This is a genomic window from Clostridium sp. CTA-19 (assembly GCF_054767855.1).
This window is the reverse complement of sequence record NZ_BAAABH010000021.1, coordinates 39,270-58,314: the sequence shown is the minus strand read 5'-3', so window position 1 is coordinate 58,314 and position 19,045 is coordinate 39,270. Positions and strand designations below refer to the sequence as shown.

At 28.0% G+C, this 19,045-nt stretch carries 19 protein-coding genes and 1 riboswitch; of the genes, 6 read left to right on the top strand and 13 right to left on the bottom strand.

What is annotated here, in order from left to right:
- The first annotated feature begins 475 nt into the window (after positions 1-475).
- The 3 genes from ACYUE0_RS12390 to ACYUE0_RS12380 all read left to right on the top strand — a co-directional run bounded on the left by ACYUE0_RS12390 (position 476) and on the right by ACYUE0_RS12380 (position 2,146).
- On the top strand, positions 476-820 hold the full coding sequence (locus ACYUE0_RS12390; protein ID WP_460270817.1) for an SdpI family protein: 345 nt from the start codon (positions 476-478) through the stop codon (positions 818-820).
- 42 nt (positions 821-862) lie between these two features.
- The gene (locus ACYUE0_RS12385) at positions 863-1,546 is read left to right on the top strand and encodes a 5'-methylthioadenosine/adenosylhomocysteine nucleosidase (RefSeq protein ID WP_460270815.1); all 684 of its coding nucleotides are present in this window, start codon (positions 863-865) and stop codon (positions 1,544-1,546) included.
- Between the two features lie 84 nt (positions 1,547-1,630).
- Positions 1,631-2,146, top strand: a complete 516-nt coding sequence (locus ACYUE0_RS12380; protein WP_460270814.1) for a GNAT family N-acetyltransferase — start codon at positions 1,631-1,633, stop codon at positions 2,144-2,146.
- A gap of 108 nt (positions 2,147-2,254) precedes the next feature.
- Here ACYUE0_RS12380 and ACYUE0_RS12375 read toward each other — a convergent pair whose 3' ends face one another.
- From ACYUE0_RS12375 to ACYUE0_RS12345, 7 genes are all read right to left on the bottom strand, one after another.
- Positions 2,255-2,800 (bottom strand): thiamine phosphate synthase, encoded by a 546-nt coding sequence (locus ACYUE0_RS12375; RefSeq protein ID WP_460270813.1) that lies wholly within the window; start codon positions 2,798-2,800, stop codon positions 2,255-2,257.
- Positions 2,778-4,088, bottom strand: a complete 1,311-nt coding sequence (gene thiC / locus ACYUE0_RS12370; protein WP_460270812.1) for a phosphomethylpyrimidine synthase ThiC — start codon at positions 4,086-4,088, stop codon at positions 2,778-2,780. The genes ACYUE0_RS12375 and thiC overlap by 23 nt, the downstream gene beginning before the upstream one ends.
- Before the next feature lie 11 nt (positions 4,089-4,099).
- Entirely contained in the window at positions 4,100-5,209 is a 1,110-nt protein-coding gene (thiH, locus tag ACYUE0_RS12365; protein ID WP_460270811.1) for a 2-iminoacetate synthase ThiH, read from the bottom strand.
- Positions 5,209-5,976, bottom strand: a complete 768-nt coding sequence (locus ACYUE0_RS12360; RefSeq protein WP_460270810.1) for a thiazole synthase — start codon at positions 5,974-5,976, stop codon at positions 5,209-5,211. Before ACYUE0_RS12360 ends, thiH begins: the two co-directional genes overlap by 1 nt.
- 13 nt (positions 5,977-5,989) lie before the next feature.
- Positions 5,990-6,793, bottom strand: coding sequence for a sulfur carrier protein ThiS adenylyltransferase ThiF (gene thiF, locus ACYUE0_RS12355; protein WP_460270809.1), 804 nt, complete (start codon positions 6,791-6,793; stop codon positions 5,990-5,992).
- Entirely contained in the window at positions 6,794-6,985 is a 192-nt protein-coding gene (thiS, locus tag ACYUE0_RS12350) for a sulfur carrier protein ThiS (protein WP_460270808.1), read from the bottom strand. It abuts the gene before it with no gap.
- Positions 6,986-7,118: 133 nt separating this feature from the next.
- Positions 7,119-7,222, bottom strand: a riboswitch (TPP riboswitch).
- A 107-nt stretch (positions 7,223-7,329) separates the two neighbouring features.
- Positions 7,330-8,073, bottom strand: coding sequence for an alpha/beta fold hydrolase (locus ACYUE0_RS12345; protein ID WP_460270807.1), 744 nt, complete (start codon positions 8,071-8,073; stop codon positions 7,330-7,332).
- Positions 8,074-8,317: 244 nt separating this feature from the next.
- Here ACYUE0_RS12345 and ACYUE0_RS12340 point away from each other — a divergent pair, with 244 nt between their 5' ends.
- Positions 8,318-8,761: a GNAT family N-acetyltransferase gene (locus ACYUE0_RS12340; RefSeq protein ID WP_460270806.1), complete on the top strand. Its 444-nt coding sequence runs from the start codon at positions 8,318-8,320 to the stop codon at positions 8,759-8,761.
- Between the two features lie 686 nt (positions 8,762-9,447).
- Here the strand turns inward: ACYUE0_RS12340 and ACYUE0_RS12335 are convergent.
- Both ACYUE0_RS12335 and hisS read right to left on the bottom strand, forming a co-directional pair.
- A complete protein-coding gene (locus tag ACYUE0_RS12335; RefSeq protein ID WP_460270805.1) occupies positions 9,448-10,752 on the bottom strand; it encodes a Na+/H+ antiporter family protein in 1,305 nt (434 codons plus the stop codon).
- 275 nt (positions 10,753-11,027) lie between these two features.
- Entirely contained in the window at positions 11,028-12,323 is a 1,296-nt protein-coding gene (gene hisS / locus ACYUE0_RS12330; protein ID WP_460270804.1) for a histidine--tRNA ligase, read from the bottom strand.
- Positions 12,324-13,130: 807 nt separating this feature from the next.
- On the opposite strand from hisS, the gene ACYUE0_RS12325 reads away from it, so the two are divergent.
- Positions 13,131-13,787 (top strand): carboxylesterase family protein, encoded by a 657-nt coding sequence (locus ACYUE0_RS12325; protein ID WP_460270803.1) that lies wholly within the window; start codon positions 13,131-13,133, stop codon positions 13,785-13,787.
- Between the two features lie 78 nt (positions 13,788-13,865).
- Positions 13,866-14,330 (top strand): HD domain-containing protein, encoded by a 465-nt coding sequence (locus ACYUE0_RS12320; protein ID WP_460270802.1) that lies wholly within the window; start codon positions 13,866-13,868, stop codon positions 14,328-14,330.
- 206 nt (positions 14,331-14,536) lie between these two features.
- Here ACYUE0_RS12320 and ACYUE0_RS12315 read toward each other — a convergent pair whose 3' ends face one another.
- From ACYUE0_RS12315 to ACYUE0_RS12300, 4 genes are all read right to left on the bottom strand, one after another.
- Positions 14,537-14,965, bottom strand: a complete 429-nt coding sequence (locus ACYUE0_RS12315; RefSeq protein ID WP_460270800.1) for an N-acetyltransferase — start codon at positions 14,963-14,965, stop codon at positions 14,537-14,539.
- A gap of 136 nt (positions 14,966-15,101) precedes the next feature.
- Positions 15,102-17,003 (bottom strand): ABC transporter permease, encoded by a 1,902-nt coding sequence (locus ACYUE0_RS12310; protein WP_460270799.1) that lies wholly within the window; start codon positions 17,001-17,003, stop codon positions 15,102-15,104.
- Positions 16,990-17,748 (bottom strand): ABC transporter ATP-binding protein, encoded by a 759-nt coding sequence (locus tag ACYUE0_RS12305; RefSeq protein WP_216451860.1) that lies wholly within the window; start codon positions 17,746-17,748, stop codon positions 16,990-16,992. The genes ACYUE0_RS12310 and ACYUE0_RS12305 overlap by 14 nt, the downstream gene beginning before the upstream one ends.
- Before the next feature lie 152 nt (positions 17,749-17,900).
- Positions 17,901-19,040: a glycerate kinase gene (locus tag ACYUE0_RS12300; RefSeq protein ID WP_460270798.1), complete on the bottom strand. Its 1,140-nt coding sequence runs from the start codon at positions 19,038-19,040 to the stop codon at positions 17,901-17,903.
- Positions 19,041-19,045: the final 5 nt, after the last annotated feature.

The window sequence follows — 19,045 nt, the reverse complement described above, 5'->3', positions numbered from 1 at the left end:
ATGGAAAACATGCTTTGGTACGCCTGTCCTTCTTGTTACGGCTGTAGACTTTGAATATAGCTTTTGTTTAGTTTTATATCTTAAACTGAAATTTTACTCCCTTAAATTCAAAGAAACTGGTAGTCCAGTTTCCTCCATAATTGTCAATTGTCCATTATCAAATGTCAATTCCTAATTGATTGTCCTTTGTCCATTGTTAATTTCTAAAGAGCTATCTAAAACTCCTAAACAAGCAACTCACCTAAACTTTTGCGCCGTAACAAGAGGGACAGGTTCATTTTCGGCTAATTTCTTTGTTTCAAATGTAAATTCCACAAATATTGTATTCCCATCACCTAATAAGCAAAGAACCAGTACCTAATACTTTGGTTTTAATATATAAGTGTATAATTTAAGTATTGAATTTATTATTCAGTGGTATAAAATGTAATATAATACTTATACATTTAAATTAATGTATTGTTAAGGAGGAATTATGGAGATTTTTTTCTGGTTTATAGATTTATTAATACCTATAACAATGATAATTCTAGGTAAAATAATTAGTAATAATCCACCTAAAGAAATTAATAATGTTTGTGGTTATAGAACAACCCGTTCTATGGAGTCAAAAGATGCGTGGAATTATGCTAATACTTTATGTGGTAAGCTTTGGTTTAAAATAGGCATTATACTGTTTATCCTTATCGTTCTATTAAAATTAATTATTCCTATAGAATCACAATATTTAAGTCTTGTAAATGTAGGAATAGGATTAGTTGCTTTAATTATGCCTATACCATTTATTGAAATGAAACTAAAATCTAAATTTCACAAATAATTATTTAGACAATTTAAATTATACAAATTAGGGGGGATATTTATGAGAATAGGAATTATAGGACCATCTAAAAATGAGATTATGCCTTTTATTGAGAAATTATCTGATAAAAAAGTATCTTCATTTGCAATGTTAGATTTTTATAGAGGTTCTTATAACTCTATAGATGTTGTTGCATTATATTCAGGTGTATGTAAGGTTAATGCTTCTATCGCTACTCAAATATTGATAGATAAATTTAATGTTACTCATATTATTGTTGTTGGGGTTGCTGGAGCAATTGACAGAAGGTTGAATATTGGAGACACCGTCATATCTACAGAATTAGCATATCATGACGTTGATGATGGGATACTAACAGAATATCATCCATGGATGAAAAATATATATTTTAATGCAGATAGTTATCTTATAAACCTTTGCAGGAAAATCCAAGAATCTAAATTAGTTAATCAAAAAACATACTTTGGTAGAATAGTAACAGGAGAAGCATTTATAAGTGACTATGGTCGTGAACATATAATTAATAGACATAACCCACTTTGCGTAGATATGGAGAGTGCTAGTATTGCTCATGTGTGTTACGTAAATAATATTCCATTTTTAGCAATAAGAACAATATCAGATACTGAAAATGAAAGTGGAACGGAAGTTTTTGAGAAAAATTGCGTATCAGCATCTATTAATTCTATTAATATTCTTGAAAAAATTTTAGAAGTTATTTAGATACCCTCTAACTTAAAATAAATGAATATTTTCTTTATAATGTACATTAGTTTTTTATTCAATTAATTTATTGGGGGGATAGTTATGATTAAACTTATAGAACCAAATGAAAAGTATTTGAAATCATATATTGAAGCATATGACGAATATGAGGATAATCACGTCACAACATATGCATTTAATGATGCAAGGTCCTATGATATATTTGTGAAATATGATAATTACAAAAATGAACGTAATTTGAAGCCCAATAGGGTTGGGGCAAGTTATTTTTGGTTGGTTGACGATGAGAAAGACTTGTTTATAGGGGAAATTAGCATTAGACATAATCTCACCGATGCACTACTACAATATGGTGGTCATATAGGGTATGGTATTCGCTATTCTGAATGGAATAAAGGCTATGGAACTTTTATGCTTAAACTGGCGTTAGAAAAAGCAAAGGACATGGATATTTCAAGAATTCTAATCACTTGTGATGATGATAATTATGCTTCTGCTAAAATAATGGAAAATAATGATATGGTACTTCAAGATAAAGTAGAGAACCTTATAGATGGACAAAAAATACTTACAAGAAGGTATTGGAAAACTTTATAGGCGTTAACTTGGAACGCTATATAAATTAAATAGTAAAGTGGACAAATTTATATTTATCCACTTTAGTTATAATAATTATGAAATTTGAAATAAAACCTTATAATAAAGTTACTTCATAAAAGCACTCATCATAGCAACTCCATCAGCTCCTGAGTTGTAAACTTCTTTCATGTTGTCTTGTTTTATTCCACCTAATGCAATTACTTTGCAAGAGACATGTTTTTTTATCTCTTCTATGAATTTTACACCTTTTCCTTTTAAACCTTCCTTACATTTTGTCTCATATATATTAGATGCTAAAATATATGTAGCTCCAAGTTTATCTGCTTTTATTGCTTCTTCTAAAGAATGAATAGATACTCCTACTATTTCATCCTTATTCTTTTCATACCCTAAAAACATTTCGAAAGGTAAATGTATTCCATAAGGTTTCACTTTTTTATATACAAATTCATTAGAATTTATTATTAATTTACAATTAGTATTTTCTATTATTTTTGTAATAGCCTTTGCATATTTTAATAAGACATCATCAGAAACATTTTTTTCACGCAATATTATTCTACAAATGCCATATTTTACAGCAGCTTCTATCTTTTGAAAATACTCTTCATCACTTTGTACAAGCTGTCTATTTGTTATTAAATATATCAATTTCTTTTTCCTTTAATACTTTATTCATATTCCTAACGGCACACATTTTACCACACATTGTACAGGTATCTGAATGTTCAGGCATAGATTCTTCTCTGTATCTTTTAGGTTTTTCGCTATCTAAAGCTAATTTAAACATCATATCCCAATCTAACTCTGCTCTTGCCTTGCTCATAGCATCATCCAATTCTCTAGCACCATTAATGCCCTTAGCTAAATCTCCTGCATGAGCTGCTATTTTAGTTGAAATTATACCTTCTTTCATATCTTCTATATTAGGTAATCTTAAATGCTCTGCTGGTGTAACATAACATAAGAAATCTGCTCCTGCCGCTGCTGCTATAGCTCCACCAATTGCTGAAGTAATATGGTCATAACCTGGTGCTATATCTGTTACTAGTGGTCCTAAAACATAAAATGGAGCATCATGACAAAGTTTTTTCTCTAAAAGCACATTTGTTTTAATTTCATCTAATGTCATGTGTCCAGGACCTTCAATTATAACTTGTACATTTTTTTCCCATGCTCTTAGTGTAAGTTCTCCTAATGTTATTAACTCCTTAATTTGAACTGCATCAGTAGAATCTGCATTACATCCTGGTCGGCATCCATCTCCAAGACTTAATGTAACATCATACTCTTCACAAATGTCTAATAATCTATCATAGTATTCATAAAATGGATTTTCTTTATTATTAACTTCCATCCATGCAAATAATAATGAGCCACCTCTTGAAACAATATTAGTTAATCTTTTATTTCTTTTAAATGTATCAGCTGCTTCTTTATTTAATCCAGCGTGGATTGTAACAAAATCTGCACCATCTTTTGCATGTTTTTCAACAACATCTAAAAATTCTTTCGCTGTTATTTCATCTAATTCCTTATCATAAAAACCAATAGCATCATAAATTGGCACTGTTCCTATAATAGCTGGTGAATACTCTACAAGATTTCTTCTAAACTCAGCAGTTTTTCCATAGTTAGAAAGATCCATTATAGACTCTGCCTTCATCTCTATTGCTTTTTTCACCTTTTCCATTTCTTTTTCTATAAAGTAACAATCCTTTGATATTCCTAGATTAACATTTATTTTTGTTTTCATTCCTTTTCCTATACCTTCAGGACTTAAAGATTTATGATTTTTATTAGCTGGAATTACTACTTGTCCTTTAGCAATTAACTCTCTTAAGGCTTGCACATCTATCTGTTCTTTTTTTGCTACTATTTCCATTTCTTTTGTTATTATGCCTTTTTTAGCTGCATCCATTTGTGTTGTATAATTCATTTTTATTCCCCCTAAATTCTTTCCCAATCTTTAAAAATTGGTTGATACCCTAATCTCTTTATCATTTTTTTCACATCTTCTGTACTACTTTGGTCACTTATTAAAAATTGTGATTCCCCTTTGCCCTTTGTGTCTTTACAGTGTCCTCCCACTTCTGTTAATACGCCCGCTGACATTTTATTAACTCCTAGTGGAATCAATTTTTCTCTAAAACTTGCTGATTCTCTTGTAGATATATTTATAACTGAGTTATTATGAAATAATCTTAATGCCAAAATACACTGAACTAAGTTTTTATCACTTACTGGATATATATCATGAAAAGCTCCAGCATGAGGACGTATTCTTGGTGCCGAAAAAGCTACATCTACTCCTGGGTAATTATCTTTAATATATTTTCCATGTAGTGCTGTTAAAAACACTTCTTTTCTAAAATCATTTAATCCTAACAGTGCACTTACACTTATATTTCTCATACCTGCTTTTGCACCTCTTTCTGGTGCATCAAGCCTAAAATTATAATTTCTTTTTGGACCACCTAAATGTACTTTCTTGTATATTTCTCTATCATATACTTCTTGGTAAACTGTTAATCCATCAGCACCTGCCTCTATAGCTTTTTTATAATCTTCTTCACTTAATGGTTGTACTTCTAATGTAATTGAAGGAAAATAATCCTTAAGTACTTTTATTGCATCTACTAAATATTCTATTGGTGTATCTTTAGGACTTTCACCAGTTAAAAGAATTATATGTTTAAATCCTTCTTTAGCTATGGCCTTCGCTTCTTTTTCTATTTCTTCCATAGTTAACTTTGCTCTTAAAATATTGTTATCATGATTGTAAGAACAATATGCGCATCTGTTAACACACATATTAGCAATATATAATGGTGTATATAAAAGAACGGTTTTCCCAAAATACCTATTAGATATTTCATGAGCCTTTTGAGCTATTTCTTCCAGATATTTTTCACCTTTAGGCGATATTATGTTTAAAAAATCCTCTTCATTTAATTTATTTTTGTATATAGACCTTTTTATATCTTCATCTGTAACCCTATTAAAATAATCTTCAAAATTAAATTTTTCGTATTTTTCTATAACCTTTAAAAATGACATTACTCTAAAAATCCAGTTAAAGGTGATGATGCGTTTCCAAATTTAGATACAACACCAGCTTTAGCCAAATATGCTTCCCTTCCAGCTTCTACAGCTTTTTTAAAGGCGCTTGCCATAAGAATAGGGTTATTACTTGATGATATTGCAGTATTTAAAAGAACCGCACTAGCTCCCAACTCCATTGCTTCACAAGCATGAGAAGGTAAACCAATACCTGCATCTACAATCACTGGTTTATTTAATTCATCTATCATTATTTCTATCAATTCTTTTGTTTTTAAGCCTCTATTGGTTCCGATAGGTGCCCCTAATGGCATAACAGCTTCCGCACCTGCTTCTATCATTCGTTTTGCCATTGCTAAGTCAGGATTCATATACGGTAAAACTACAAAACCTTCTTTAGCTAATATTTCTGTAGCTTTTAAAGTTTCTAAATTATCTGGCAAAAGATACTTTGAATCGTTTATTACTTCTATTTTAATCCATTTTCCACATCCCATCGCTTTTGCAAGTCTAGCAATCCTCACTGCTTCTTCTGCATTTCTTGCCCCTGATGTATTTGGTAGCAATACCATATCTTTAGGTATATGGTTTATTACATTTTCTTCTTTATCATCAAAATTTATTCGCCTTACTGCCATAGTAATTACTTGAGCTTCTGAACTTTTAACTATTTCAGGAATAATAGAATTTGATGCATACTTACCTGTTCCAATAAACAATCTAGAATTTAACTCTTTTCCGCCAATTATAAATTTGTCATTCATAACATTTCCCCCTCTACACTTCACTGTCACCTAGTAATATCCTCACTGACATATTTGCCATATGACCTGCAGCTATACTTACTCTTGGAGCCATAAGGCCTGAACCTTCTTTTGCCTCATTTTCTCCATCTCCACAAACATAAAATCTACTATTAATCTTTTTAGTAATTATAGAATTAGATGAAAAACTACCTGCCATTCCATTTCCACTAATGATATATTTATTTGTATTAAGTAAAATAGCATTTACAAGCTCTGCTTTACACTTTGCATTATCAAAAGCTTCTATAACAACATCACAATCTTTAAATGTATAGATAGCATTGTCTTTATCTAAATATCTATCTACAACTTCCACTAAAATATAGGAATTAATTTCTTTAATAATTTCTTTAATTGCATCAGTTTTTTTCATCCCTATATTCCTTATATAATATTGTTGTCTATTTAAATTACTTGGCTCTACTACATCAAAATCTACTAATACTAACCTTCCGACTCCTATTCTTGCTAAAAATATTGCTATATTAGAACCAAGTCCACCTAATCCTGCAACACCTACTACTGACTTCTTTAGTTTTTCAAATACACCTTTTGTATGTCTAGAAACCATTAGTGTTTCTAGTTCTTCTTTTTTTGGTTTTTCACCCTTTTTTATAAAAGTCAATTCATCTTTATCTTTTAAAATCTTATCTTCTTTTATTGGAAACCCGTTTATAATTACCATATCTGAATTAGGATACATTTTTTCTTTTATATTATTTATAGATACATTTTCACTTATTTCAACGCTTCTTCCATTCACCTTAATAAGCATTTATCCCCCTCCAACAAAAGCAACTATTTCTATTTTGTCATCTTCTTTTAATATTGTTTTATCGTATTCTTCCTTAGGTAATATTTTTAAATTCAGTTCAACAACAATTTTATCTGCATCAAGTTCTAAATCTTTTATCGTTTCACTAACTGAAAAGCCTTCATAATTCTTTTTTTTACCGTTTACAATCATGCTATCCCTCCTCTCTAAAATTATCTTAATAAAGCTACTATGGGGTTTTGCTATGTTCTTTGCATATAAAAAGAGCTTACCAACCGGTAAGCTCTTATGAAAATATATGTTATAATTTTATTTCAAATTTAAATATTTTCCTATCTTACTTCCCTACGTTGGTGTTAACCATATCAGGTTCAAAGGGTCGAAACTTAAAATTCCTCTCAGCCACTATTGGCTCCCCTAGCAAATCTTTATTAAGTTAAGTTCATTATACAGCTACAAAACTATATTGTAAATACTTGTTTATTTATATATACAATTCCAATTGAAGCTATTTCGCTTAAAAAATACTACATTTTTCAAACAAAAAAATTTCTAATGAGACTAACATATTCCTCATAATTAACTAAGCTAAGTTCCCCATGTCCCATTTTTTTAGCTATATATAAATGACTATTTAAAATAGTGTTATGCAGTTCTTCTGCTGATTTTTTCATAATCTTTAACTCTTTTTCTCCAACAATAATTAGAACCTTAGCTTTTGTATTTTTAATTGTGTTTTTCAATATATAATTCCCATTACTCAATGTAATATTAACTAAAGATTCTTTTGTTATATTTAAACTATCCTTATAATAACGTTCAAACATTTCTTCAGGAACATTTAGTATTTTTCCTTGTAATTTTGAAAACCATTTTTTCTTTATTAAACCATAAAACATTTTGTAAGTTGGTACTGCTAAAAATCTTGTTCCTTTAATTGGGTAAACTAAAGCACTTTCAATAACTGCAAATTTAGTAATATCACTTCTTCTAGACAATATTTCAGTTATAATTTGAGCACCAATGGATAATCCAACAAGTGCAAATACTCTTCCACCACAATTAGCATCTATAAATGAAATTAATTTATCAGCACTGTCATCTATACTTATAAAATTTGTTTTGCCATCTTCACCATGTCCATCAATTATAGGGGCCACAACATGATTTTCACTACTGAAATCCTTGATAATTTTTTCCATAGACCACCAAGATAATCCTCCACCGTGCAAAAATATTATCGTAGGTAATTCCCTATTTCCAAATTCCTTAAATTTCATTTTAATCTCCTATCAATAATATAAACATTAAATGTATTACTTTAGAACTCCTTATATTAACATAAATATAGATTACACTATTTCACATTTAATTTAAACATATAAAGACTATTAATTAAAATAAGCTATTAACTAACAGTAGAATATTAATTTTAAATTTATTGTATTTGTAAAAATTGTTGTATTTACAAAATTATGTTATAATAACTTAAATATTTATTAAGAAGCAGAGGGTAAGAATAAAATGAAAAATTTAGTTATATTAGAAATGAAAAAACATATGCTTGATCAATGTGTTGATTTATTTATAAACACATTTTCTGAAGAACCATGGAATGATGTTTACGACTCAAGAGATCCAGTAGTTAATTTCTTCAATAATCACTTTAACAATAACTACTTTCTAGGTTATGTAGCTATGTTAGATGACAAAATTGTAGCATTAAGTGTTGGTATGAAAAAGCCATGGATAGAAGGTATGGAATATTATATTGACCAATTTTGTGTTAGCTATGAAATGCAGGGAAAAGGTATTGGAAGTTGGTTCATGAAAGAAATAGAAAAAACTATTAAAAATCAGGGAATGAACGGAATGATATTAAACACAGAAAAAGGTTATCCAGCACAAAAGTTTTATGAGAAAAACGATTTTAAAATAATTGATGATTTAATAGTTTTTGGTAAATAATAATGATTTTTTTATCTTTAAGTAGTTTGTTGAATTAGATAAAACTTAGGTTTGGGAGTAAATATCAAGTAAAGATTAATATCTAAGTATAACACCGTAACAAATGGGACAGGCACGACAAATGTAGCACCATAAAATAAAACAAACTCTTTGAATGTAACTTCCATAAACAAAAAGGGTTAGCCAGTCCCTAAAGCAGTTAAGAGTTAATAAGTAATAGTTAAAAGTTACAGTGGAAACTGGATTAAATCCAGTTTCTTTTTAATTTAATAAAGTAAAATCTAAATTTAGGATATAAAACTAAGCTAAGATTATTATTTAAATGTAGCACCGTAACAAGAAGGACAGGCGTACCAAAGTATATTTTCCGTAAGTTATTTTGTGAGTGAAATCAATGGTTTCGCAATAAAACTTATATAACTTGAAGCCGGTCCTAAAAAAGTAGCATAGCTACGTAGATGTTTGGGACCGACTTTGAGCAGTGTTGAAGAGAAACTAGAATCATCAAAAGCACCTATCCTAAAGTATGGTAAAATAAACCTTAACGCGTCTGTCCCTCTTGTAATGGATGTAGACCTTTAAATAGTTGGTTGTTTATAATTTTTATCTAGTTGAAGTTTAAAACTTGTTCATAAATTTGAATTAAATTTTCAACTTATATCCCTATAATATAATTTTTCCCTATATTAAAAAATCAAAGCAGCTACTAACCCAAATATAAATAGTGGTATGTTATAGTGAAGGAATGTTGGCACGCAGGTATCCCAAATGTGGTCATGTTGGGAATCTATATTAAGTCCAGATGTTGGCCCAAGAGTGCTATCTGATGCTGGCGACCCTGCATCTCCTAATGCTCCTGCAACTCCAATTAATATAATTATAGATAAAGGACTAAAACCTAATTTAAGTCCTAATGGACAGTATATAGTTGCTAATATAGGAATAGTTCCAAAAGAACTTCCTATTCCCATAGTTATAAGAAGTCCTACTAAAAGCATTAATAATGCTCCAAGAAATTGACTTTGTCCTACTAATACGACTATAGAATTAACAAAAGATTCTATAGCGCCTGTTTCTCTTAATACATTTCCATATCCAGCAGCTACAAGCATTACAAAGGCTATAAAACCCATGATTTTAATTCCACCATTCATCAAATTATCAATTTCATTAAATTTAATAGTTCTTGTTACAATTAAAACTATAATTGCACATAACCCACCTAAGGGCAATGACCCTGTCAAAATCTGAACCACAAAAGCTACTATAGCAGACATTAATACAGTCCAGTGTGTCTTTGTCATTTTTATATCTTCATTATCATTTGAAAACTCTTCTAAATTTACATTTTTATATTCTCTAGGTTTTCTATAGCTAAAAAATATAGCTATTAAAAGTCCAATAATCATAGCCACTCCTGGTATCCACATTACTTTACTTACCATGCCAGTTGTAACTTCTATATTGTTAGCTATCATTTGATCTCTTATAATATTTTGAAATATAAGTCCAAATCCTACTGGTATAGCTATATATGGAGCTTTCAACCCAAATGTTAAAGCACAGGCAACAGCTCTTCTATCAATTTTCAATTTATTCATAATAGGTATAAGTGCTGGAATTAAGATTGGTATAAAGGCTATATGTACTGGAATAAGATTTTGAGAAAAACAAGCTATAACTGCTATTATTAACATAAAAGTAAATTTGTTTTCTTTAACTACCTTAGATATTTTTTTAGCTAGTATAGTTGAAAGACCTGTTTTATTTACTGTTACAGCCAAAGCTCCTAACAATAAATAACTAAGGGCTGTTTCAGAATTTCCACCCATTCCGTCTATTAATAAGGACATAGTTTGTCCCACACTTAGATTTGCTGTAATTCCAGCAACTATAGCTGAAATTAACAATGACAGTATTACATTTAATTTTAAAAGGCATAAAATTATCATTACTGTAATAGATATGATAACAGGATTAAATAAACTCATAATATGCTTCTCCTTTAATTTTAGGAAACTGGAATATACCAGTTTCCTTATTAATTTTTAATTTCTACTTATCTATGTTTATAGCGTTCCAAATTAAATCTTAAATTTATTCATTTATCAAATGAGAAAATTCAAATTAATATTTTATCAATAACTAACAGATTATTTTAGTTAAAAGTTAAGAGTGAATAGTTCTTAACTAAATATATTTACACTTATTTTTCTCAACTGATAACAAAAATTTGATGAATAAATTTAAATTTCACATTAGTTTTCTATAAATTGTTATAATCTGTTACAAATTCCTTTCCTAAAGTCATGTTTTTTACCTTTACTTCATTTTTTATTTTCTCTTCTTCACCAATTAAAATTACATTTTCTATACCTAATTTATTGGCATAATTCATTTTCTTTTTTAAAGAATCTTCTTCAAAATATATAGTAACTCCATAACCCTTTTTCTCTAGGCTTTTCATAACAGTTCCACAATATTCTAATGTATCACCTATTGGTATTATTAAATAATTCAACTTTCCTTTCACATTATAATTTTCTATAAATCCTATTTCTTTTAAAACAAAGAATAATCTTGTCATACCTATAGAAATTCCTACCCCTGGTAATATCTTATCTGTATAATTTTCTGCCAAATTATCATATCTTCCCCCTGAACATATTGAACCATAAGTTTCATTTCCTATTAGCAAAGTTTCAAAAACTGTTCCTGTATAATAATCTAACCCCCTAATAATTTTCAAATTAATTTCAAATTCATTATCCTCAACACCTAAAACTTTTAGAATTTCATTTACTTTCTTAAGCTCACTTACGCCTTCTATAAAATAATCTTCTTTAATATTTAGTCTTTCAAGAGACTCCAATATCTCTTTATTACTTCCCTTAATATCTAAAATATCGCTTAAATATAAAGTTTTTTCATTTCCTATTAAAAATGTAAGTTCTTCAATAAACTTTCCTTTGCCAATTTTGTCGTATTTATCTATCAACATCATAACTTCATTTGAGTTTTCTATGTTTAGACTCTTTAAGATTCCTTTTAATATTTTTCTATTACTAATTTGAAATTTGTAATTCTTAAGTTTTATTTCCTTAAATGCTTTTGACGCTAAACTTATAACCCAAGCATCATTTTCTATAGCTAATTTATCTTTGCCTATAACATCTATATCACATTGATAAAACTCTCTATATCTCCCCTTTTGATTTCTCTCACCTCTATACACTTTTCCTAGTTGATATCTTCTAAATGGGAAAGTTAATTCATTATAGTGTTGAGCTACATATCTAGCAAAAGGTACTGTTAAATCAAATCTTAGTGTTAAATCATTCTTTCCTTTTGTAAAACTATAAACTTGCTTTTCCGTTTCACCACCAGTCTTTGCAAGAAGCACATTAGCTTTTTCTATTATAGGAGTGTCTATAGCTAAACAACCGTTCTTTTCATATACATTTAAAATTTTATTTACTATGTCATTAAATTTTTCTTGCTCATTTGGTAATAGTTCCATAAATCCTGGTAATATACTTGGTTTGATTATTTCTTTTTTCATTTTTACTCTCTCCTTAAATTAAACTTATTTCTTTTCATATGCCTTATACGACAAAAAACCGTGTAGGCATATACCTACACGGTTTAAATAAATTATGTTTACACTTAATTTATCATCACCTAGAGATACAAGCCTACGGCAATAGACTTGTATCTACAGTTAAGCAGACCAAGTCTCTAGTGATGATGATGCATAAAATATACTTTATTTCTATTAAGTGTACTCATAATTTTCCTCCTAAAATTTTATATATAATATAAATTATTTTTCTAAATATTTTACTTTTTATGTTACTTTTCTTATTTGTATTTCAATTTTATTTTAACTTATAAATAATTTAAACCTATTATACATCCATAAATTTCTTCTGTAAAGTCTAAATTTATTTTTTTACTATATTTTAACTCAACGTTCAAATTTTATACATTTTTTTAATAAGCTAGAGATTCATATTATGGCAATGCAACCTATACTTATATAAAATAACTTATTTCAAAGAAGAAAATCTATATTCATTTTATTGTACATATTGGTATAAATGTTATAATTATCATAGTTCTATTTTATTATTTTCCAAATAACTATAACTTGTAAAAAATAGATATAAGGATATATATATAAAAATTCCCCATTTAAGTTCATTCAATAATTTAAAATATTTTTATACAAAATATAATGTTAAATTTTAAGTTTTTTACAGCATATTTCACTATTTTAAATATCCAAGTTCTAAAACAAGTAATTTTTAAATTCAACCTGAAGTTTTATAAAAATTATATTTTAACAGAATTAAGTGAGGTGCTTTGAATGAGTTATGAAAATTTTAAACTTCAAAGAGATATTAAGTCAACACTGAGTTATCTTGTCTATTTGCCAAAAAGTTATAACACAAATGTAAAAATGCCATTAATTCTTTCTTTGCACGGTTCAGGTGAACGTGGAAAGAATATAGAGAATGTAAAAAAATGGGGTATACATAAGATATTAAGATCAAACGATGATTTCCCTTTTATTGTAGTCTCTCCTCAATGTCCTAATGGTGAGATATGGGAAATGCAGTTTAATGCTTTAAAAGATTTATTGGATAAGGTTGAAAATGATTATAACATTGATGCTGAAAGAATATACTTGACTGGATATAGTCTTGGTGGATATGGTACATGGAACTTTGCCATACTTAACCCCGAAAGATTTTCTGCCATAGTTCCAATAAGTGGCGGAGCTATATCGCCTAAAAAGGCGCTTTGTTTAAAAAACCTTCCTATTTGGGTTGCACATGGAGATAATGACACAGCTGTGGACTTAGAGGAATCTAAACGAATTGTTGACTGCTTAAAAAAATACAACTCGAACATTATCTTTAAAGTTTATGAAGGTAGAGGACATGAAGTCTGCACTACAGCATATGAAGAACCAGAACTTTTTCAATGGCTTCTAAAACAGAAAAAGCAGAAAAAATCATAGTATTTTATGAAAATAAATAATCTATATTATTTTAAATTGATTCTACAATAATTGTTTGCACTTTGAGGAGGATTAAATATGAACAGAATTGAAATTTTAAGAAAATATATTGATGAAATAATCTTAAATATGACAGATGTTGAAGAACGAAGATGTGCTTATATGCATTTATATGGAGTTGCTCAATCTTGTACATTAATTGCATTAAAGCGTGAAGAAAATGCTGAACTTGCAACTATGGCAGGCATGCTTCATGATATTTACTCCTATGCTAAAATGGACACAAAAGAACATGCACATAAAGGTTCTATTTTAGCAAGAGAAATATTGCAAACATTACGTATCACAAATGATAATGAAACTAAAATTATTTGTGATGCTATTTATAATCATAGTGAAAAAGAACTAATACATTCTCAATTTGATGAAATCTTAAAAGATGCCGATGTTTTTCAACACTGTTTATACAATCCTATGTTTGAAATCAAACCACATGAAAAAAACAGGTATGAAAAACTTAAACTTGAATTTGGCATTGCATAGAATTAAAAGTTATAATTATTAATTTTATAATTTAAAATATATTATTTCTAAACTTTTTTATATGATTTACCTCAAAGAGCAGTTAACCGTTCTTTGAGGTCTTTATCTTTTCTTCAAGCTCTTTGATTTTTTATACTTAATTATAATAATGATATCTTTTGATTTTTATGTTTTATTATATTAAATTTATTTTCTACAACATAATATTAATTACAATTTGACATTATATATTCTAAAAACCCTGAATCTTCATTTGTTTGCTCTTTTATAATTTTAAAATTTTTACTTATATAAAAATTCACTGCACCTTCGTTTTCTTTATAAACTGCTAAGCTTAAAAGTTCATATCTTCCAACTGCAAAATCTATCAATTTACTTCCTATTCCTAGGTTCTGAAAATTAGTGTCAACAAACAATGCACCTATAAAATTATTGTCTATTACACTAATAAATCCTCTTATATCTATACCATCATCATATACAAACGTTTCTGCCATAGGAATATATATATCTTTAACTTTATTATAATTTTCTTTCCAATAACTCTCTTCTATAAAGTTATGGGCTTTAATAGTACTTTCCTCCCATATTTTCATAACTTTATCTATCTCATTATCATTTATCTCTCTTATCATAAATAAAACTCCCTTCATAAATTCAAATGTCAGCTTGTTTTTCTATATTAACCATAATTGTTTAATTTATTTTACATGATTTTAATATGTTTGTAAAAGTAAATAAAGCAACCTAATAATAGGTTACTTTATTTGTTTAACAGTTTTTTTCAAGTATTGAGTTTTTATATTTTGTATTTACTATGATGTAACCTATAATTTCAATTACTAAGAAAATTATAGAACATCCAACTCCAGCTTTAATATATGATCCACTAAAGTTAGCAGATAAAATTAACATTACAATAAAAGTTATAATTGTTGAAATTATAAACGGTACAAACATTAGTATAAAATTTTGTGTAGATATTATTTTAGAAAGTTCCTTTTTAGAAAGGCCAAGCTTAATTATACCTTTAAACTTAATTCGCTCTCTTTCAATATCTGTAATAAGTCTAAAATAAACTATACTTAATGCTGCAATAATAAAAATTATGCTTATAAAAAATCCTATATATAGTGTAAGATTTTTAACCATCTTTTCTGTATTTAAAATATCATTAGCACTAAAGAATCCAAATTTATAAACATCTCCCCTTACTAGTTTGCTTTTAAGATCCTTTGAAACTACTGAGTCATTCTGCCAATTATCAATATTATAAGAATAATCTTTTATAATATTAAAATTTTCTCTTTCATTAAGAGTATTTAATGTTTTATCATTTACAACTACAACTGTATTAAAATAACTGTCTGGAAATATGTTCTTTTCTCCCAAACCTACTATAGTATAATTATTTCCTCCTAAAAGAGATGTATTTTGTTTAGACGATTCCTCTTTTATACTTAAACTTGAATTTACTTTTACCAAATAAACTTCATTATCTTTAAGTGAAATTTTCTCTCCACCAACACCTTCTATAAGATTATTATAATCACTTTCACTTATTAATCCATTTCTGAAATCTTCATCTTTATATAATATTTCAGCCTTAAATTTTTTATATCCAACTTTATCTTTTAAAGAATTCCCTATTAATTCTATATGTTCTTGCTCATTGTCATTATTTCCAAGAGACATATATGTATAACTATAAGGTTGTACATTTTTTGTATTCTTTTCTACATCTGCACTTGAAGCATATAAAATATCAATAGCTAAAAATGCGCCTATAAATAAAACTGTAACAAGATACATCATCTTTATATTAGAATTAAGTTTTGATTTTATATCTGATATTGTTAGCATATTTGTCTTTTTTAAATAAAGTTTTTTACTCTTTAATTTTGAAACTAGTAAAATAGAACCTTGAGAATATATAACATATAATACAACTAAAGCCCCTACAAACATTGCTGTAGTTCCTAGTTGACTATTTACAAATTCTCTTATTCCTTCATATTTTTTATAAAATGCAATTAAGAGAATTAAAATAGAGGCTATAAATACACCTATAGTCATTAATAATGGTGATATTTTACTTTCTTTTTCAGAAATTTTATCTGATTTTAATAATTTTATAACTTTATCTTTACGAATAAATTTTGGTGTTATAAATGCTATTATTAGAAATAGAATAAAAAACATAACAAATGTTAACCCTATTGCTTTAATAGGAAAATATACTTTAAATCCATTAACACCCATTATATTTCGAGAAATCATTAAGAAAAATGGTGAACATATTAGTCCAAGTATAATAGCTGTTATTATTGAAGCAATTCCTATAAACATATTTTCTTTAAATATAATGTTATTAAGTTGCTTTTTTGATGCACCCATAATTATAAAAGTTCCTAAAGTTTTCTTTCTAGAATGCATAAATGATTTAATAGAATATGCAATAAAAATAAATGAGAAAATATATACTATAATATTTCCTGCTTCCATTACAAGTGAAAGTGTAGCTCCATCTCCAATAACACCTAAATCAGGGTGAAACATAGAAATTGAGAAAGAAAAGAATATAAAAACTGAAAATACACTGCTTAAAAAATAAGCCAAATATGTTAGCTTATCTCTTAATACATTGTTAATTGCTAATTTATTTAAATTCATTTCTTCCACCTCCTAAGAAACTTAAAGTGTCCATGATTTTTCCATAAAACTCATTTTGATTATTTTGTGAATGGATTTCATTGTATAAATTACCGTCTTTAATAAAAATTACTCTACTACAAAAGCTAGCTACATATGGATCATGAGTAACCATTAAAATAGTTGTATTTAAATTTTTATTTATGGAAACAAAAAGCTCCATTACATCTTTTACGGCTTTTGAATCTAAGTTACCAGTAGGCTCATCTGCTAAAAGTAATGCTGGTTCATTAATTATTGCTCTAGCAATAGCTACCCTTTGAGCTTGTCCTCCTGAAATTTCAAAAGTACGCTTCTTTAATAATGCTTCTATACCTAATAATTTTGTTGCACGACTTAATCTTTCTGCCATAATTGATTCTTTAACATTGTCCAATGTAAGAGGAAGAATTATATTTTCTTCTACAGTTAAAGTATTTACTAAATTAAAATCCTGAAAAACAAAACCTAGTTCTTGTCTTCTAAATTTTGAAAGATTATCATCATCTAATTCATGAGGTTTTTTATCATTTATTATAATCTCTCCACCAGTAAAATTATCAATTGTAGAGATACAATTAAGTAAAGTAGTTTTTCCACTTCCTGAAGGTCCCATTATTGCAACGAACTCTCCTTTATTTAAATCAAAACTTACACCATTTAAAGCTCTATATTTTATTTTTCCATCATAAATTTTTTCAATTTCTTTTACTTTTAATATACTCATATAAATCATTTCTCCTTACGTATAAAATATTTTTGATACTCTAATTTTACTTAAAGAGATGAATATAAACCATTTGTTAAGCTTTCAACTTTATTACACTTTTGTAATAAAAAAAGCCCTGAACTCTCAAGACTTAAAAATATTAGAAACTTTTAAAATTTATTATTTATTTTAAGAACTCTACAAATATTTTCTGTTGTTCTTTCTACATTTTCTTTTCCATTTTTTAAAGCTTCATCCAATGTTTCAACTCCTGGTAAGATTCCAAATACAGCATTTATCCCTAACTCATATAGTTTTTCTATATTAGAATCAACTCTGCCACCTAATGCTATTACAGGTATATTATATCTCTTTGCTAAACTAGAAACCCCAATAAGCGTTTTACCAAAAGTTGTCTGAATATCTATACTCCCTTCACCTGTAAATATGAAATCAGCATCTTGCAATTTATTCTCTAATCTTGAATAATTTATTACAAGTTCTATCCCACTTACTAATTTTCCATTGCAAAATCCAATTAGTGCTGCACCTAATCCTCCTGCTGCACCTGCACCTTCTAATTTATCAATTTCTTTATTAAACTGATGCTTTACAATATTAGAAAAATGCTTTAAACCTTCATCTAATACTATAACCATATTTTTAGTTGCACCTTTTTGTGGTCCGAAAACAAAACTTGCTCCTTTATTACCAGTTAAAGGATTCTTTACATCACAGGCAACTTCTATATTTATATTTGCGATTCTCTTGTCAAATTCTGATAAATCTATTCTAGATAATTTTTTTAAATTTCCACCGCCAAAACCTATGTCATTGTTATTTATATCTAAAAACTTTGCACCTAAAGCTTGAAGCATACCTACTCCACCATCATTAGTAGCACTTCCTCCTAGCCCTATAAGAATTTTGTTGCATCCTTTATCTAACACTTCTTTTATAAGTTCTCCTATACCAAAGGTTGTTGTGATTAATGGATTTCTCTTTTCTCTTGGAACCAAAGTTAATCCACTAGCCTCTGCAATCTCTATAATTGCTGTTTTGCCATCATTTAAAACACCAAACTTTGCATTAACATTGTTTCCAAGAGGGCCTGTTACTTCTTTTACACATACTTGTCCTTTAGTTGAATCTACTAAAGATTGTAATGTACCTTCTCCACCATCTGCCATAGGAACATGAATACACTCTGCATCTTTAAATACTTTTTTTATTCCTTTTTCCATAGCTATGCATACTTCTTTTGCTGTCATACTTTCCTTAAAAGAATCTGGAGCTAATACAAACTTCATACTAT

Bases quoted from the DNA above. Each gene is read 5' to 3' on its own strand.
- ACYUE0_RS12390 (WP_460270817.1), top strand. From the start codon at position 476: ATGGAGATTTTTTTCTGGTTTATAGATTTATTAATACCTATAACAATG.
- ACYUE0_RS12385 (WP_460270815.1), top strand. From the start codon at position 863: ATGAGAATAGGAATTATAGGACCATCTAAAAATGAGATTATGCCTTTT.
- ACYUE0_RS12380 (WP_460270814.1), top strand. From the start codon at position 1,631: ATGATTAAACTTATAGAACCAAATGAAAAGTATTTGAAATCATATATT.
- thiC (WP_460270812.1), bottom strand. From the start codon at position 4,088: ATGAATTATACAACACAAATGGATGCAGCTAAAAAAGGCATAATAACA.
- thiH (WP_460270811.1), bottom strand. From the start codon at position 5,209: ATGTCATTTTTAAAGGTTATAGAAAAATACGAAAAATTTAATTTTGAA.
- ACYUE0_RS12360 (WP_460270810.1), bottom strand. From the start codon at position 5,976: ATGAATGACAAATTTATAATTGGCGGAAAAGAGTTAAATTCTAGATTG.
- thiF (WP_460270809.1), bottom strand. From the start codon at position 6,793: ATGCTTATTAAGGTGAATGGAAGAAGCGTTGAAATAAGTGAAAATGTA.
- thiS (WP_460270808.1), bottom strand. From the start codon at position 6,985: ATGATTGTAAACGGTAAAAAAAAGAATTATGAAGGCTTTTCAGTTAGT.
- ACYUE0_RS12345 (WP_460270807.1), bottom strand. From the start codon at position 8,073: ATGAAATTTAAGGAATTTGGAAATAGGGAATTACCTACGATAATATTT.
- ACYUE0_RS12340 (WP_460270806.1), top strand. From the start codon at position 8,318: ATGAAAAATTTAGTTATATTAGAAATGAAAAAACATATGCTTGATCAA.
- ACYUE0_RS12335 (WP_460270805.1), bottom strand. From the start codon at position 10,752: ATGAGTTTATTTAATCCTGTTATCATATCTATTACAGTAATGATAATT.
- hisS (WP_460270804.1), bottom strand. From the start codon at position 12,323: ATGAAAAAAGAAATAATCAAACCAAGTATATTACCAGGATTTATGGAA.
- ACYUE0_RS12325 (WP_460270803.1), top strand. From the start codon at position 13,131: ATGAGTTATGAAAATTTTAAACTTCAAAGAGATATTAAGTCAACACTG.
- ACYUE0_RS12320 (WP_460270802.1), top strand. From the start codon at position 13,866: ATGAACAGAATTGAAATTTTAAGAAAATATATTGATGAAATAATCTTA.
- ACYUE0_RS12315 (WP_460270800.1), bottom strand. From the start codon at position 14,965: ATGATAAGAGAGATAAATGATAATGAGATAGATAAAGTTATGAAAATA.
- ACYUE0_RS12310 (WP_460270799.1), bottom strand. From the start codon at position 17,003: ATGAATTTAAATAAATTAGCAATTAACAATGTATTAAGAGATAAGCTA.
- ACYUE0_RS12305 (WP_216451860.1), bottom strand. From the start codon at position 17,748: ATGAGTATATTAAAAGTAAAAGAAATTGAAAAAATTTATGATGGAAAA.
- ACYUE0_RS12300 (WP_460270798.1), bottom strand. From the start codon at position 19,040: ATGAAGTTTGTATTAGCTCCAGATTCTTTTAAGGAAAGTATGACAGCA.